This is a genomic window from Nannocystis exedens, from assembly GCF_002343915.1.
Classification (GTDB): Bacteria; Myxococcota_A; Polyangia; order Nannocystales; family Nannocystaceae; genus Nannocystis; species Nannocystis exedens.
Genome location: NZ_NETK01000001.1, coordinates 460,396 through 475,429 on the forward strand (window position 1 = coordinate 460,396; position 15,034 = coordinate 475,429).

Annotated in this window: 15 protein-coding genes; 9 read left to right on the forward strand and 6 right to left on the reverse strand. The window is 72.9% G+C overall.

Annotated features, from left to right (window positions below; translation table 11 throughout):
• Positions 1-26 precede the first annotated feature (26 nt).
• Complete coding sequence (locus tag NAEX_RS01660) at positions 27-380, forward strand: MYXO-CTERM sorting domain-containing protein (protein ID WP_096325768.1); 354 nt, start codon at positions 27-29, stop codon at positions 378-380.
• Here NAEX_RS01660 and NAEX_RS54320 read toward each other — a convergent pair.
• The 3 genes from NAEX_RS54320 to NAEX_RS49425 form a co-directional block, all read right to left on the reverse strand.
• Entirely contained in the window at positions 337-1,752 is a 1,416-nt protein-coding gene (locus NAEX_RS54320) for a thrombospondin type 3 repeat-containing protein (protein ID WP_096325769.1), read from the reverse strand. The two genes, NAEX_RS01660 and NAEX_RS54320, sit on opposite strands and share 44 nt — an antisense overlap.
• Before the next feature lie 447 nt (positions 1,753-2,199).
• Positions 2,200-3,558 carry a choice-of-anchor L domain-containing protein gene (locus tag NAEX_RS01670; RefSeq protein ID WP_100793383.1) on the reverse strand — a complete coding sequence of 453 codons (1,359 nt, stop codon included), beginning with the start codon at positions 3,556-3,558 and terminating at the stop codon, positions 2,200-2,202.
• 151 nt (positions 3,559-3,709) lie between these two features.
• Positions 3,710-3,856 carry a hypothetical protein gene (locus NAEX_RS49425; RefSeq protein WP_170135370.1) on the reverse strand — a complete coding sequence of 49 codons (147 nt, stop codon included), beginning with the start codon at positions 3,854-3,856 and terminating at the stop codon, positions 3,710-3,712.
• Positions 3,857-3,883: 27 nt separating this feature from the next.
• Between NAEX_RS49425 and NAEX_RS47185 the strand changes: the two genes are divergently transcribed.
• The 3 genes from NAEX_RS47185 to NAEX_RS01685 all read left to right on the forward strand — a co-directional run bounded on the left by NAEX_RS47185 (position 3,884) and on the right by NAEX_RS01685 (position 6,781).
• Positions 3,884-4,969, forward strand: coding sequence for a M23 family metallopeptidase (locus tag NAEX_RS47185; RefSeq protein ID WP_100793382.1), 1,086 nt, complete (start codon positions 3,884-3,886; stop codon positions 4,967-4,969).
• Between the two features lie 408 nt (positions 4,970-5,377).
• Complete coding sequence (locus NAEX_RS01680) at positions 5,378-6,235, forward strand: MBOAT family protein (protein WP_096325772.1); 858 nt, start codon at positions 5,378-5,380, stop codon at positions 6,233-6,235.
• A gap of 294 nt (positions 6,236-6,529) precedes the next feature.
• On the forward strand, positions 6,530-6,781 hold the full coding sequence (locus tag NAEX_RS01685) for a hypothetical protein (protein WP_096325773.1): 252 nt from the start codon (positions 6,530-6,532) through the stop codon (positions 6,779-6,781).
• Between the two features lie 316 nt (positions 6,782-7,097).
• Here the strand turns inward: NAEX_RS01685 and NAEX_RS49430 are convergent, their stop codons facing one another.
• Entirely contained in the window at positions 7,098-7,850 is a 753-nt protein-coding gene (locus NAEX_RS49430; RefSeq protein WP_170135371.1) for a hypothetical protein, read from the reverse strand.
• A gap of 144 nt (positions 7,851-7,994) precedes the next feature.
• Here NAEX_RS49430 and NAEX_RS01695 point away from each other — a divergent pair, with 144 nt between their 5' ends.
• From NAEX_RS01695 to NAEX_RS01720, 5 genes are all read left to right on the forward strand, one after another.
• Positions 7,995-8,651, forward strand: a complete 657-nt coding sequence (locus NAEX_RS01695; RefSeq protein WP_170135372.1) for an RNA polymerase sigma factor — start codon at positions 7,995-7,997, stop codon at positions 8,649-8,651.
• Positions 8,638-9,741 (forward strand): hypothetical protein, encoded by a 1,104-nt coding sequence (locus NAEX_RS01700; RefSeq protein WP_096325775.1) that lies wholly within the window; start codon positions 8,638-8,640, stop codon positions 9,739-9,741. The genes NAEX_RS01695 and NAEX_RS01700 overlap by 14 nt, the downstream gene beginning before the upstream one ends.
• Before the next feature lie 191 nt (positions 9,742-9,932).
• A complete protein-coding gene (locus tag NAEX_RS01705; RefSeq protein ID WP_143141188.1) occupies positions 9,933-10,712 on the forward strand; it encodes a hypothetical protein in 780 nt (259 codons plus the stop codon).
• Between the two features lie 582 nt (positions 10,713-11,294).
• Positions 11,295-11,891, forward strand: coding sequence for a hypothetical protein (locus NAEX_RS01715; RefSeq protein WP_096325778.1), 597 nt, complete (start codon positions 11,295-11,297; stop codon positions 11,889-11,891).
• Between the two features lie 35 nt (positions 11,892-11,926).
• Positions 11,927-12,367, forward strand: a complete 441-nt coding sequence (locus tag NAEX_RS01720) for a hypothetical protein (protein WP_096325779.1) — start codon at positions 11,927-11,929, stop codon at positions 12,365-12,367.
• A 387-nt stretch (positions 12,368-12,754) separates the two neighbouring features.
• On the opposite strand, the gene NAEX_RS01725 is transcribed toward NAEX_RS01720, so the two are convergent.
• The gene (locus NAEX_RS01725) at positions 12,755-13,636 is read right to left on the reverse strand and encodes a nuclease A inhibitor family protein (RefSeq protein ID WP_143141189.1); all 882 of its coding nucleotides are present in this window, start codon (positions 13,634-13,636) and stop codon (positions 12,755-12,757) included.
• Between the two features lie 368 nt (positions 13,637-14,004).
• Positions 14,005-14,991 (reverse strand): aldo/keto reductase, encoded by a 987-nt coding sequence (locus tag NAEX_RS01730; protein WP_096325781.1) that lies wholly within the window; start codon positions 14,989-14,991, stop codon positions 14,005-14,007.
• Between the last annotated feature and the right edge of the window lie 43 nt (positions 14,992-15,034).

Genomic DNA, 15,034 nt, shown 5'->3' on the forward strand with positions numbered 1-15,034 from the left:
GGCGCGGGCCCGCCTATCCTCCCGGCATGGTCCACGCGCTCGCCCTCGTCCTCGCCCTCCTCGCCCCCGCCGCCACCACCACCGGGGCCTTTCAGGCCGAGGACGAGCCGGCCTGGGGCACCTCGCCGACGATGGGCCCGGTGAGTGACACCGTCCCGTCGAGCACGACGGACGCCGGCACCACGGCCGGCACCACCGCCGGCGCCACCGCGAACGACACCGCGAACGACACCGCCGGCGACACCGGCGACACCGCCACGATGCCGCCGGTCTACGAGCCGTGCGGCTGCAGCAGCGGGGGCGAGGCCGGCGGGTGGGCCGCCCTCGCCCTGCTGCTCACTGCGGGATCACGGTGCCGACGCCGGCGCCCCACCACGTGACGTTCTTGTCGCCCAGCGCCGTGACGACCTTGGTCTGCGGGTCGATGCGGATCATCTCCCCGCTCGAGTCGAACGCCAGGATCAGGCCCTCCCAGCCGGCCAGGCCGTAGACGTTCGGGTACTGACCCAGCGTCGCCAGCTCGCTCTGGACCGCGCCGGTGGCCGGGTCGACCTGCACGATCACCGTGCCGCCGACGCCCTGCTTGTTGACCGCGCCGTAGGTGCCGACGCCCTCGATCGAGAACGCGTCGCCGGCCGACGTGTAGCCCGCGCCGTACTGGCCGATCTGCTGGATGTTGAACATCCCGTTCTGCAGCGTCAGCTTGTACCACTGGCCCGAGTTGGCGATGCCGACCAGCGAGTCCTTGTTCGGGTCGAGGACGCCCTTCGGGACCAGCGTCAGGCCGTTGAAGCTCTGCGGCAGCGTGCCGAGCTTGTACGCCTGGGCGGTCTGCGGGTTGACCACGTAGCCGCAGCCGAACGTGATCGCGTACAGCACGCCCCAGCGGTCGATCGCCACGTCGGTCACCGAGTGGTCGCAGCCGTCGTTGGAGAACTTGAAGTTGCTGACCATCGACACCGCGTACGGGTCGGTGACGTCGACGGTGTAGAGGTTGCCGGACGAGTGGGCGTAGATCTTGAACGGCGTCGTCACGCCGGGCAGGTTGCCGTCGTTGGCGAACGGGTCGTCGCCGTTCGGGATCCCGTCGCCGTCGAGGTCGTCGTCGCAGACGTCGCCGAGCACGTCGCCGTCGGTGTTCTTCTGATCCTGGTTGGGGACGAGCGGGCAGTTGTCCATGTCGTCCGGGATCGTGTCGTCGTCGTCGTCCTCGTCGCAGGCGTCGCCCTGGCCGTCGCCGTCGGTGTCCTCCTGCATCGGGTTGGCGTCGGCCGGGCAGTTGTCGTCCGGGTCGAGCACCAGGTCGTTGTCGTCGTCGTCGTCGTCGACCGGGTCGGTCGTCGACGTCCCCTCGCTGGTCTCCCCCTCGGTCGTCCCGTCGACGGTGTCGGTGCCCGTATCGGGGCCGGCGGTGGTGTCGAGCGAGTCGTTCGTGGTCATCCCCGGCCCGGTGGTCTCGTTGGAGCCGGTGGTCGTGTCCACGCCCATCGTGGTCGTCGGCTCGCCGCTGGTGAACGTGGTGCCGTCGCCCGTCGACGTGTCCGGGAACGTCTCGTTGGTGCCCGGCGTCGTCGGCTGGGCCTCGGTGTCGGAGCTGGGCAGGCCCGTCGAGCCCACGCCCGTCGAACCGTTGTCGGTGAGGCCGTCGGTCGACCCGCCGGTGCCGCTCGCGGCCGTCGAACAGCCGGCCAGCGCGAACACGATGGAACATGTACCAAGAGACACGTGACGAAAGCCAGAACGAAGCGCCATGGCGCCACCCTATCCCATCGCGCGCGTGAGAACCACTGTCGCCGCGCTCGCCGGACCGTGAAGACCTCCGCGCGGGCGCGCTCCCGGCCGAGACCCGCCCTCGGGCCCGTCCCCGGCGACTGGGTAGATCTCCGCGTCCCGACGCCCGCGCTCGCCGGCCGCCGGGACCGGCTGCCTGATGACATGTCCTGAAAGACATGTCTCTCGAAGCTAGGGCGAGCCACGAGCCTCGCGGGCGGGGAGTCCGGCCGAGCGAGACGGCGACCCGGGTGATTCGCCCGGCGCGTCCGGCCCGGGCGCCCGCGGCAACGGGCCGACCGCGAGCCGCTCGGCCTTCGCCACCCGTCGCGGGTCGCCGCCCGGGCCGCCGTCCTCGCCCGCGCCGTCGCAGTCCTGGGCAGTCGCGGTCCGGGTGCCGCCCGGCGACGCCGACGACGATCTCGACGCTCAGCCCGCCGTGCAGCAGGCCGGGTGGCCCTCGGTCCCGCACATCGGATCGTCGAGCGGGTCGACGCACAGGCCGCAGCACTTCGGGTGCCCCTCGGTGCCGCACTGCGGGTCGACCTCGAGCGGCACGCAGCCCTTGCAGTCCCAGCGCCAGTGGTCGACCAGGGTCACCGTGGCCTTGCTGCTGTCGCCCATGTCCATCAACGCGAACGCGAACGTGAACGTCTCGCCGGGGACGACCTGGGCCTGGATCGTCACCCAGCCGGTGGTGCCGTGCGACTCGAACCCGGTCCCGGCCAGCTCGGGCGCGTCGTCGACGTAGCCGGCGTTCATCATCGCCTCGGCCAGCGACGTGACGGTGAACGGCTGACCGGCGATGAAGGTCACGTTGCCGGTGTACGCCTCGCTGGTCGACCAGCCGATGAACATGTCGTTGTAGGTGTCGCCGACGAAGTCGGGGTACTCCGACGAGAAGAACACCGCGTCGAACAAAAAGCCGTCGACCCCGGGCGGGACCTCGACGGTGAACGAGCCGAACAGCAAATCGTTCGGGTCGCCGTTGCCGAGCGTCCAGTTGGGCTCGATGCTGTCCGAGCAGTCGTTGACCCCGTCGCACCCCGCGAACGGCGTCCCGCCCTGGCCCCCGTTCGACCCGATCAGCGGGCTCATCGGCGCCGGCAGGGCGTCGGGCATGTCCGGGTTGAAGTTGTTGTCGTTCTCGAACTGCGACATCGTCTCGACCAGGACGCCCTCGCCGTCGAGGTTGGCGACGCGACCTGTACTGAGGACCAGGAACTTCTCGCCCTCGCGCGGGCGGAACAGCAGCTCGCCGGGCGCGTTCGGATCTTCGGCGGTGCCGAAGCCCCGCGCGGCCCGCCACGCGATCGGCTGCGACATGAACACCGGGTCGGCGATCGGGATCGTGTTCTCCTTGGCCCCCAGACAGCCGACCCCGATCGCGTGGAACGGATCGGTGTCGTCGTCCTTGTCGCACACCAGCAGGATCCCCGGCGCCCCGCACTCCTCGATCCCGGTCGTGCCCGTGCTGTCGTCGGTGGTCGCCGTCGTGGTCGACGTCGTCTCGTCGGTGGTCGCGTCGGTGGTCGACGTGCTGGTGCTCGTGCCGTCGGTCGGCAGCACCGGCTCGGTCGTCGTCGGCGTCGTGGTCGACGTCGACGTCGACGTCGTGGTCGACGTGGTCGAGGTCGACGTCGGCGGCTCGCCGGTCGTCGGCGCCGTCGTCGAGTCGTCGGTCGTCGTCATCGTCGCGCCGCTGCCCGTCGCGAACCCCGAGGCGCTGTCTTTCTCGTCGTCGCCGCACGCACCCGACCCGGCGGCGACGAGCGAGACGGCGAACATGCGAGCGAGCGATAACGTTAGGCGCATGGCCAAGCTTCGCGAATTCACCGAGGCTCGCCCAGCCCTGCTTTCGCCCGGCGCAGCGCGCGAGTATCGTCGAGGGCGATGGCTCGCTCGCACGCGCTCCTGTCCGCTGTCGTCGCTGTCGCGATCACGCAGGCTTGCGGCGAGTCCGCAGGACCGTCGGGCTGTCGGCGGGGACGATCACGAGCGCGTCCGCGGTGACCGCCGGAACCGCCACCGACGCGAGCGATTCCGGCAGCACGGGCGGTCCCACCGGCAGCGACAGCGCGAGCACCGCTGCGCCGTGCGAGCAGCTCACGCTGTGTCCGACGACGACCGCGCCCGACCTACCGACGAGCCGAGCACCGGCGAGAGCACGACGCAGGGACCGCTGACCACGAGCACCACGGATCCGAACACCCCTGCCGATCCGTGCGACGGCATCGGCGACGGTCCGCACTGCGGCAGCGAGCTCGGCGGTCTCGCCGACCACGGCAGCCTCTACCAATGCGGCGGCGGCCTGACGCAGTCGGCCACGCCGTGCCCGGCCGGCTGCGAGGCCGGCGCGTGCAAGCCGATCGCGCAGGATTCGTGCCCGTCGGCGATGAGCGGCAACGGCCTCTACTGCGGCGGCACGCGGATGGGCGGCGACGCGATGGTCCTCTACAATTGTCAGAACGGCGCGACCGCGGGCCAGACGGTGTGCATCGCCGGCTGCGAGGTCAATCCGCCCGGGGTCGCCGACGCCTGCAACCCCGCGGGCGATCCGTGCCAGGGAGCGATGAGCGGCGACGGTCTCTACTGCGGCCAGAGCCTGCCCGCAGGTGACCCGAACGACCTGTACGATTGTACAGGTGGCAAGACGGTGTGCCCCGAAGGCTGCCAGGTCCATCCGCCGGGCGAGCCCGACGCGTGCAAGGCGGTGCCGAACGGCGGCGAGTGCTGCCTGCACGTCCCGCCGGGCGTGGTGACGCAGGCGTTCTCCGCCTGCGGCAACGGCGGCTCGCACTACGGCATCGACTACGGCGTCGCGCTCGGCACCCCGATCTACGCCGGCATCGCCGGCACCGTGGTCGGCCAGCAGACCGGCCTGCCCAACTGCTACGGCAACGGCTGCAGCATGCAGTGCTGGAACGCGTTCAACTACGTCGAGCTGAAGTCCGACTGCGGCGACCCGAACAACCCGGCCAACGACCTGTTCGTCTACTACCTCCACATCGACGGCCTGGGCCCCGGGATCGAGAACGGCAGCCACGTCGACCAGGGCCAGCTCGTCGCCCACAGCGGCAACTCCGGCTGCTCGTCGGGGCCGCACATCCACCTCGAGACGGTCAGCGTGCCCAAGGGCCAGAACGCGAGCCTCAACACCTGCAGCTCCGAGAACCCGGCCGGCGACTTCTGCCCGTGAGCGCGGGCCTCGTTCTCCGCGCGGCGCTCGAGGTTCACGAGCGTCACGAACATCGCGTCGCGGCCGAGTCGTCGGGTCCCGCGAGCCGCTTCAGCTCGCCACGATCATCGCGTCGCACCACGTCGGCGAGGCGTCTCGTCTCGCGGAGCCACTTCAGGCCGCCCCCCCCCATCGCGTCGCACCACGTCGGCAGATGTCCGCTGCGCCCTGCCCCGAGCCTCGCGGTCGCAGGGCGCTGCGCTCTCCCATCCATGAGCCCGACGAGCACGCGACCTGCCGTCCGCAGGGTGCGCTCGCCCCTGCGCGCCGCGGGATCGTCGCCGCGGCGCGGCGTCGCGCCCGACTTGTGACCTGTCCCACGAGCCAGCTGGTCGAGCGCGGCGCCGGCCGGGTACACTGCGCGCGACGATGCTCGCGCTCCTCGTCCTCGCCGCCCTCGTGACCGCCGGCTCCCCGCTGCGGCGCGCGCTCGGGCTGGTCGTCGCCCTGCCGGCGTTCCTCGTCCCGTTCGACGCCGGCTCCCCGTTCCTGCGCGCGGTCCTGGCCGCCGCGGCGTTCTGGGGCTTCGCCCGCCTGATCGATCTCGCCCGCGAGCCGCGCGAGTTCGGGCCCCTGCGCCGGGTCATCCACGTGCTGGCGATCGTCGACAGCCGCCGCTGCGAGTGGGTCCCCCCGCGCTTCGACGTCGGGGTGTGGTCGCGGACCCTCGTCGCGGCTGCCTGCATGTACATGTCCTTGTGGACAGGTGTGGTCCTGGCGCCGCACTACGGCGGGCTCCCGCTGCGCTGGCTGGCCGGCTGCGCCTTCGTCTACGCCTTCGCCGAGACCGCCGCCGGCCTGCTCGAGGGCATCGGCCGGCTGCTCGGCGCCCGCGTGCCGCCGGTCCAGCGCCACCCGATCCTCGCCCGCAGCCTGCGCGACTTCTGGGGCGAGCGCTGGAACCTGGTCGTCAACCGGTGGTTGCGGCAGCACTGCTTCGTCCCGCTGGCCCGCCGCGGCCACGCCGGCGCCGGCCTCGCGCTGGCGTTCGCCGTCAGCGTCGCCCTGCACACCTGGATCGTCGCCGCCTCGCTCGACCTCGACATGGTCTTGCGGACAGCCGCGTTCTTCTCGCTGCAGGGCGTCCTGCTCGCGGTCGAGGGCCCGCTGCGCGTGCGTCGCTGGCCGCTGCCGCTGGCGCGCGCGTGGGCGCTCGGCGGCACGATCCTGCCGTCGCCGCTGTTCACCGAGCCGATGCTGCGGATGTTCGCCGAGCTGGTGACTTGAGCCCGCTCGTCTCCGTCGAGCACGCCACGCGGCCCGCGCGGCCGCACGCTGCCGCGGCGCCGCACGACGTCGACGTCGCGGGTCACCGGTGAAATCGACGAGCGAGCCCTGCCAGTCTCACGCACGAGTCGTGCGAGCGAACCGCTGTGACGTCGCGCCGCCGCTTCGTCGCGTCGACTCGGCGATCGTACTTGTCACTTGCCCGACCCGCTGCGCCGAACATGCTCCCGACGCCGAGCTTCGGACGGGGCGGATGACCGCCCTGTCCCGAAGACCAGATCAGGAGACACAGTCATGACCACCCCCAATCAGAAGAACCAGCAGCAGGGCACACGTCTCGACCGCGGCACCGGCCAGACCCAGGACGAGCGTCAGCGCAACCCGCAGCAGCAGCAGCAGCAGCAGCAGGGCGGCCGTCAACAGACCGACATGCCGGCCAGCACGCCGCGCACCGACCGTGATGTCCAGCAGCAGGACAACCAGCAGCGCAATCGCACCGACGTCGGCACGGACGTCGAGACCGACAAGGGCCAGCAGAACCGCTGAGCCCTGCAGTCGCGTGACGGTGCTCGCGCCGCGTCGACCTCTGCGAGGTCGGCCGCGGCGCTTCTTCGCGATCGCCGGCGCGGCTCGGCGCGCCCGTCCGACGCACGAGTGATTCTCGACGCCCGGAGCACACCGGGCACCCGGCAGAGCGCGCATGACTCCGCACCGATCGTCGATCGGGGACGCTCCTCGCGCTCGCAGTCGCTCGAATTTTCCACGGCCATCGCCCTCGCGGACGATGGCCTCGCCATGCCGTCAGCGGGCACGAGACGCACGCATCGGCATCGGCATCCAGGTGGCCACCAGTGAGGCTCGATCAGAGCGTGTCGCCCTCGCCCTCGCCCGTGTCGCCCTGCGTGTCGCCCTCGCCCGTGTCGCCCTGCGTGTCGCCCTCGCCGCCGCCGTCGCCCTGCGTGTCACCCTGCGTATCGCCCTCGCCGCCGTCGCCCTGCGTGTCGCCCTCGCCGCCGTCGCCTTGCGTGTCGCCTTCGCCGCCGTCGCCTTGCGTGTCGCCCTCGCCGCCGTCGCCTTGTGTGTCGCCCTCGCCGCCGTCGCCTTGCGTGTCGCCCTCGCCGCCGTCGCCTTGCGTGTCGCCCTCGCCGCCGTCGCCTTGCGTGTCGCCCTCGCCGCCGTCGCCTTGCGTGTCGCCCTCGCCGCCGTCGCCTTGCGTGTCGCCCTGCGTGTCGCCCTCGCCGCCGTCGCCTTGCGTGTCGCCCTGCGTGTCGCCCTCGCCGCCGTCGCCTTGCGTGTCGCCTTGCGTGTCGCCCTCGCCGCCGTCGCCTTGCGTGTCGCCTTGCGTGTCGCCCTCGCCGCCGTCGCCTTGCGTGTCGCCCTGCGTGTCGCCCTCGCCGCCGTCGCCCTGGCTCTCGCCGTCGCCCTCGCCTTGCGATTCGCCGTCGCCCTCGCCGCCGCCGTCGCCGTCCCCTTGCGAGTCGCCGCCGCCGTCGCCCTCGCCGTCCTTCTCGTTGTCGGCCTGGTCGTCGGCGTTCTTGCCGTTGAGCTCGATGTCACAGCCGAACAGGAACAGGGTCGTGGACAGGGAAAAGATCGAGGTGCCGAAGATGCGCATGAGTCTTGGTCTCCGCCCCCGAGTCCCCGGACCTGCGAGGTTGTTACAGGGTGTGGGGAAAATTTCTTCGCCGTCTGCGTCGCGCGTTTTCGCGCGACGTGAATGCCTGTAACACCGCGGCGCGATCGGGTACCTGGGGGTCGAGTGGGTTCGCTCCTGCAGCTACTACGTCCGGGCTCGACGCCGAGCGCCTCCGAAGCGGAGGACCGCGAGGCCGAGCTCCTTCATCGCGCGCGCGGCGGCGACATCGAGGCCTGGTCGCGCCTCTATCAAGAGCACTTCGACCGCGTGTTCCGGCACATCGCCTATCTCACCGGCGACACCGCCGCGGCCGAGGATCTGGTCCAGGAGACGTTCGCGCGGGCCTTCGTCGGCCTGGCGCAGTTCGAGGGTCGGGGCTCGTTCGCCGGGTGGCTGCGGGGGATCGCCGTCAACATCGTGCGCAAGCACTGGCGCTCGCGCTACCGTGGTGACCAGGCCATGGATCGTCTCGAGGTCGTCAGCGCCCAGCGCAGCGTCGGCACCGACGCCGACCCCGAGAGCGCGCACCTCCGCCAGCGCCGCGCCGAGGTCTTGATGGCGGTGCTCGAGACCCTGCCTCCGCATCTGCGCGAGGCCTTCGTGCTGTGCGACCTGCAGGACATGCCGGTGCCCGCGGCCGCGGCCGAGCTCGGCATTTCGCCCGGCAACCTGCGCGTGCGCGCCACCCGGGCCCGCGCCCGGATCCGCAGCGAGCTCGTGCGGCTCGGGTGGCTCGCCGAAGACTCTCACGACAAGGAGCGCGACCATGGCGACGCATGAGGACGACCGCCTCCCGCCCGAGCTCGCGCCGTTCACCCGCGACACCGCCGATCACCTCGATCGCCTGGTCGCCCGGGCCCGGCCCACACCTGACTTTGCGGCCATGTTGGCTCGCGCCCGCGAGCTCGACCCCGCCGCCGTGTCGGCCGACGCGGTCGCGCGCGCCGAGGCCCTGCCGCCGGTGGTCCCGCTCGCGCCCGGCGAGGGCAAGGGCGACGCCGAGGCGCTGGCCCCGTTCACCGGCGCGCTGAAGGCCGAGCTCGACGGCAAGCTCGCCGAGCGCCGCCTGGCCAGCATCCCGCCGCCGCAGGTGTCCCGGCGCCGCCGGATCGGCGTCGCCCTCGGCGTGGCCGCGGCCCTCGCCGCGGCCGTCTTGCTGGCGGTCGTCGGCCCCGACCTCGTCGCCCGGCGAGCCGACCAGCGCGGCACCGCGGCGGCCCTCGAGGGCGCAGGCGGCCGCCACGGCGAGACGCGGGTCGGCGGCACCACCGAGGTCCACGTCGACGGCGTCGCCGAGCCGCGTGCGGCTGTCCCCGAGGACATGCCCTGGAAGACATCCTCGGAGGATGTCCTCGAGGACATGCCTGAAAAGTCATCCTCGCCAGTCCCGGCGAGCCCCGCGGCCGACGACCCGACCGACGAGAAGCCGCGCAAGCCGGTCGCCAAGGACGGCCCGCGCCGGCGCAAGCCGGTCGAGGACCTCGCGCCCGCGCCGGCCGGCCCCTCGCTCGAGGACGAGGCGCAGCTCTTGTGGCAGAAGGGCGAGCTCGCGGCCGCCGAGCGCAAGTACCGGGAGATCCTCGCCCTCCCCGGCGCCGGCGCGCGCGCCGAGCTGGCCTACGGCGACCTGTTCGCGCTGGCCCGCCAGCTCCGCGGCGGCGACGGCCAGGCGGCCGTGTGGCGCGAGTACCTGCGGCGCTTCCCGAGCGGCCGCTTCGCCGACGACGCCCGCGCCGGCCTGTGCCGCCGCAGCCCGGCCGTCAGCCGCGCGGCCTGCTGGCAGGACTACCTCGAGCACCACCCGGCGGGCGCCCATCGCAAGCAAGCCGAGGCTGCCCTCGCCGGGGCCGCCGGCGGAGAGGCGCCGTGACGCGCGCGGCGGCGACTCGCGTGCGGCTGGGCAGGTGGGTCGGTCCTGCCCTCGCAGTGCGCCCGGGCGCTCCCATGGCCGCGGGCGGCGCCGGCTCGACGACGGCCGCGCGGCGGTCCAACCGCTTTACAGCCGCCGAGCTCGCGGCCGCCGAAGTCGCACCTGCGGCCCTCGCCGGGCGGTCCTCTTCGATGGGTCGGCCTCTCGCGCGCCTGCTCGGCCTGGCCGCCGCGCTGGCGCTGGCGAGCGCCTCCGCCTGCTTGAAGGAGTACACGATCGGCGGCGCGGGCTCGACCGACGACGGCAGCAGCGACAGCGGCGACAGCTCGCACGCCAGCGAGGACAGCCACGCCAGCGAGGACAGCCACGCCAGCGAGGACAGCCACGCCAGCGAAGACACCTCCCACGACTCGGAGACATGTCCGGAGGGACAGGAAAGCTGTGACAGCGGCACCACCTGCGCCACCGCGTGCGGCGACCCGACATGTCCCGATGGCCAGGTCCCGTGCGGCAGCGACTGCGTCGCTCCGGAAGCCTGCTGCGACCCCGCCTGCGACCCGGTGCGGGAGCGCTGCGACGCCGGCGAATGCCGCTGCCGCGACGGCCTGGTCCGCTGCGGCGGCGCCTGCGCCGACACCCGCAGCGACCCGAACCACTGCGGCGAGTGCGATCAAGACTGCGGCGACCAGGGCCTGTGCAACAACAGCAAGTGCGTCGAGGGCTGCGGCGACGGCCGCACCGACTGCGACGGCGCCTGCGTGGTGCTCGGCGACGACCCGCTGCACTGCGACGCCTGCGGCAGCCCCTGCGCCGGCGACGAGGTGTGCCTGGCCGGCGACTGCCGCCCCTACACCTACGCCGGCGAGTGCCTGACCTGCCCCTGCCCGTCGGCCTGCACCGGCGACCTCGCCGTCTGCTGCGACTCGGCCTACCTCGGCGCGGCGGTGTGCGTCGACAACGGCTGCGATTGAAACGCGCTAGGCTGGCCCCGTGCTCCTCGCCTCGACATGCGCGCTCGTCGCCCTGCTGGTCGCCCCCGCGGCCGCGCCGGGTGTCGCTTCGGGCATGTCCCCAGGGACAGGCGACCCCGCCGACGAGCCGCAGGAGTTCCGGGCCGCGCGCGCCGACATCACCGGCTTCGACGAGGCCGCCGTGCTGGCGGCCCTGCGCCTGCGCCTGCCGCGGCTGCCGATCGAGCGCCACGGCGGCGCGGCCCCGACCGCGTCGCCCCACCTCTATCTCCAGCTGTCCCGGGCCGCCGACGACCGCGGGACGATCCGCGTGATCACCTCCGACGGCCGCGCCTACGAGCGCAGCTTCATCATCGAGATCGGGCAAGAGGTCCGCGTCGCCGCCAGCACCGCCGCGAACCTGATCTTCGCCGTCGAGCAGGGCGCGGTCACCCCCGACGCGGAGGACGTGGCGATCCCGCCGCCCGCGGCCGCGACCGCCCCCGAGCCGGGCCCCCCGCGCCCGAGCCCGCGCCCCCGCACGTCGAGTCGCCGCCCACCCGGTCCGAAACGACAGGTCTCAAAGAGCCGGTCCGCGAGGACATGTCTCAAAAACCACGCTGGGAGCTCGGCCTCGGCCTGCACGCGGCGACCGTCCTCGGCCTCGGCCCGCCGACCTACGGCGGGCCGCTGGCGGGCGGCGGCGGCGGGCTGGGCGTCGAGGTGCGCAGCCCCCGGGGCTTCGCCGCGGCGCTCGAGACCCGCGCGATCGGCCAGAGCGAGGCGGGCGCCGGCCTCGGGCGCCTGCGCGTGGCGATCGCGGCCGGCTATGCCCTGCGCCGCAAGAGCTTCGAGCTGCCGATCCTGGTCGGCCTGGCGATCGAGCCGTGGTGGATCACGCGCGCGGGCGAGCAGGCCCCGCTCCTGGCCGCCGGCGACGACGACGTCCTGACCCGCCCGCCGCTGCTGGGCGGCTTCCTCCGGCTGTCGCCCGGCTGGCGAGCCCAGCCGTCGCCGCGGCTCGGCCTGCGCGTGGGCCCGCGGATCGAGCTCGGAGGCGGCTTCGCGATCGACCACGACGACGGCGCGCGGGTGATCGGCCTGGCCGACACGACCGGCACCCCGCGCTTCCGCGTCGGCGGCCTCGAGCTGTCGCTCGGGGTGGAGCTGGCGCTGCAGTTCGGGCTGCCGTCCCGCTGACGCCGCGGCGGCGCGGGTGTAAAACCGGCGGTGCCATGCGCCCCCTCGTCTCCGTGGCCCTCGCGGCGGTCCTCCTCGGTTGCGCCCACAAACCCGCCGGCGGCCCGATCTCGCTGCGCAGCGAGTCGGTCAAGGAAGACGCCGCCGACCTCCAGCTCGACCTCACCTACGAGCCCAAGGGCCCGCGCCAGGTCGAGATCGTGCTCAAGATGCGCGTCGCCGGCATCGTCGAGACCAACAAGCTGGTCGCCGAGGTCTACATCAAGGGCTTCAACGTCGAGGGCGGCGCGACCCGCTGGGACGGCTTCGTCCCGCCCCGCACGCCCCAGACCTTCCGCGTGCTGCTGTCGGTCGCCGAGGGCTTCGACGAGGCCACCGCCACCGTGATGCTGTCGCGCTCGCAAGACAGCAACCAGCTGCTGCGCGAGGAGCTGACGTTCACCGTCGACGACCAGGGCGTGGTCCACAAGCAGTGAGCCGCGTGACATGATGTTTCAAGCATGTCCTGAGTGGCATGTCCTTGATGCCATGCGTGAAAAGACATGCCCTGTCGGACATGCCCTCGGGCTCGCCTGCTCCCGCGGGCCCCGATCGGAGCGGGCGGCCCGATGCACGCACCGGTGCATCGCTGGAATGAGGCCTCGCTCCGGCGAGGCCGTTCGGGCGAGGGGCCTCCGGTGCCGGGCTCTCGCGCATGCGAGGGCTTGGCCGGACGGCGCCCCCGGAGCGTGGAGGCCGGCAAGAGCAGCGCGTTCCGGGTGGCGGGCCCACCCGGCCGCGGTCGGACCGCCCTCGACGCGAGGCTCCGCGAGTGCGGGCCCGTCGGTCCCGCCGCGAGACGCGAGCGCCGATGCGCTCGCGCTTCAGGTCTCGACGGAGACGGTCTGGATCCCGACCAGGTCGCCGTCGGCGGTCTCGCCGATCACGAACATGTCGATCGCCCCCGACAGCCAGTTGCCCGGCTTCTCGCCGATCCGGAACATCTTGAGGTTGACGAGGTGGGCGTCGAGGGTGTCGCGGATCGCCTGGTACTGCTCCGCGCGCATGATCTCGTAGTCGGTCCACCAGTCCTGCGGCGTCGTCATGTCGAGGAAGATCTCCTCCCACGGCTTCTCCTCGATCGCCTGCTCCGCGAGCGGCGCCTCGCCGTCGTCGACCACGATCAGCGGGCCGACCAGCTCCTTGAGGTTGTCGACCGTGACCGGGGCCGCGCCGGGCAGGCCGAACACGGTCCACGGGTAGTCCGACTCGCTGGGCCACCACACGCCGTCGACGACCGGCTCCAGCGCGTCGATCGCCGCCTGCGCGTCGGGGCCGAGGCCCTCCCCGCCCGTCGTCTCGTCGGTGGTCGAGCCGGTGGTCGTGTCGCCGGTCGTCTCGTCGCCCGTCGTCGTCGTCGTCTCGTCACCCGTCGTCGTCGTCGTCTCGTCGCCCGTCGTCGTCGTCTCGTCGCCCGTCGTCGTGTCGACCGGCGAGGTGGTCGAGTCGGTCGTGGTGTCGTCGGTCGTCGTCGCGTCGGTGGTCGGGTCGCCCGTCGTCGGGTCGCTCGTGGTCGCGTCGCCGGTGCTGCCCGTGGGCGCCTCGCCGGTGGTCGGCTCGCTCGTGGTCGTCGTCGTCGCGTCGGTCTCGCCGGTGCTCGTGCCGTCCGTCGCGCCGTCGGTGGTGCCGGGGTCGCTGGGACTGCAGGCGAGGAGGACGGCGAAGGACATCAGGAGGTGCGCGGGAGAGCGAAGACCTGCGGACATGGGCGTCGTCTAGCGCGTCCGTCGTCGCCCGGGAAGGCCGCGTCGCATTTGCCGCAGCCACGCGCGCCCGCCTCGCGCCCCTTCGATCACGCGCCGGTCGCGTCCGCCCGTTCGCTCGAGCGCGTGCGCGCGACGCTCGAGTCGCTCGCGCACGCTCCGTCGCTCGGGCCGCGGCGCCGTGACGCTGCCGTCACTCTGCGGGAGCGCCGCGCCGCTCGCCGTCCGGGTCCGGAGGAGCTCAAGCCCGAGGAGCGCCGTAGATGCTTCGAGACATGCTCCATCGGACATGCCCGCTTGATCATGGTCTCCTGGACATGTCTCGAAGACCCGTCACGGCAGCGCCGCCGGGCCGCCCGCGAGCGAGCCGCTCAGCCGTTGATCTGGCGCATGCTGGCCTCCGGGTAGCGCTCGCCGGCCGCGGCGCCGCGGGGCGCCACGGCGTCGATCGCCTGCAGCTCCTCGGCGGTCAGCACGAGGTCGACGGCGGCGATGTTCTCGGCCAGGCGCGCCTCGCTGCGGGTGCCGGGGATCGGGACGATGTGGGGCGCGCGGGCCAGCAGCCAGGCCAGCGCGAGCTGGGCCGCGGTGACGTTGCGGGCGGCGGCGAGCTGCTCGACCTGGCGGACGAGGTCGAGGTTGCGCTGGAAGTTCTCGCCCTGGAACCGCGGCGAGTGGCGGCGGTAGTCGTCGGCCGCGAGGTCGTCGATCGACTTGATCTGGCCGGTGAGGAAGCCGCGCCCGAGCGGGCTGTAGGCGACGAAGGTGATCCCGAGCTCGGCGCACAGGCCGAGCAGCTCGTCCTCGGGGTCGCGGCTCCACAGCGAGTACTCGGTCTGCAGCGCGGCGATCGGGTGGACCTTGGAGGCGCGGCGGATCGTCGCCGGCGCGGCCTCGCTGAGGCCGAGGTGACGCACCTTGCCCGCCTTGACCAGGTCGGCCATCGCCCCGACGGTGTCCTCGATCGGGACCTCGGGGTCGACGCGGTGCTGGTAGTAGAGGTCGATGACGTCGACGCCGAGGCGCTTGAGGCTGGCGTCGCAGGCCTGCTTGACGTACTCGGGCTTGCCGGAGACGCCGAGGAACTCGCCGTTCGGGCCGCGGCGGATGGCGAACTTGGTGGCCAGGACGACGGCGTCGCGGCGGTCGCGGATCGCCCTGCCGACCAACTCCTCGTTGCGGCCGGTGCCGTACATGTCGGCGGTGTCGAGGAAGTTGACGCCCTCGGCGAGCGCGCGGTGGAGGACGGCGATCGAGCGCTGCTCGTCGGCGGGGCCGTAGAAGTCGGACATGCCCATGCAGCCGAGGCCGATGGCGGACAGGTCGATGCCGGAGGTGCCAAGCTTGCGTGTCTTCATGCCCTCATCTGTAAGCGAGGCCGCGCGCGCGCGCCACGCCGGG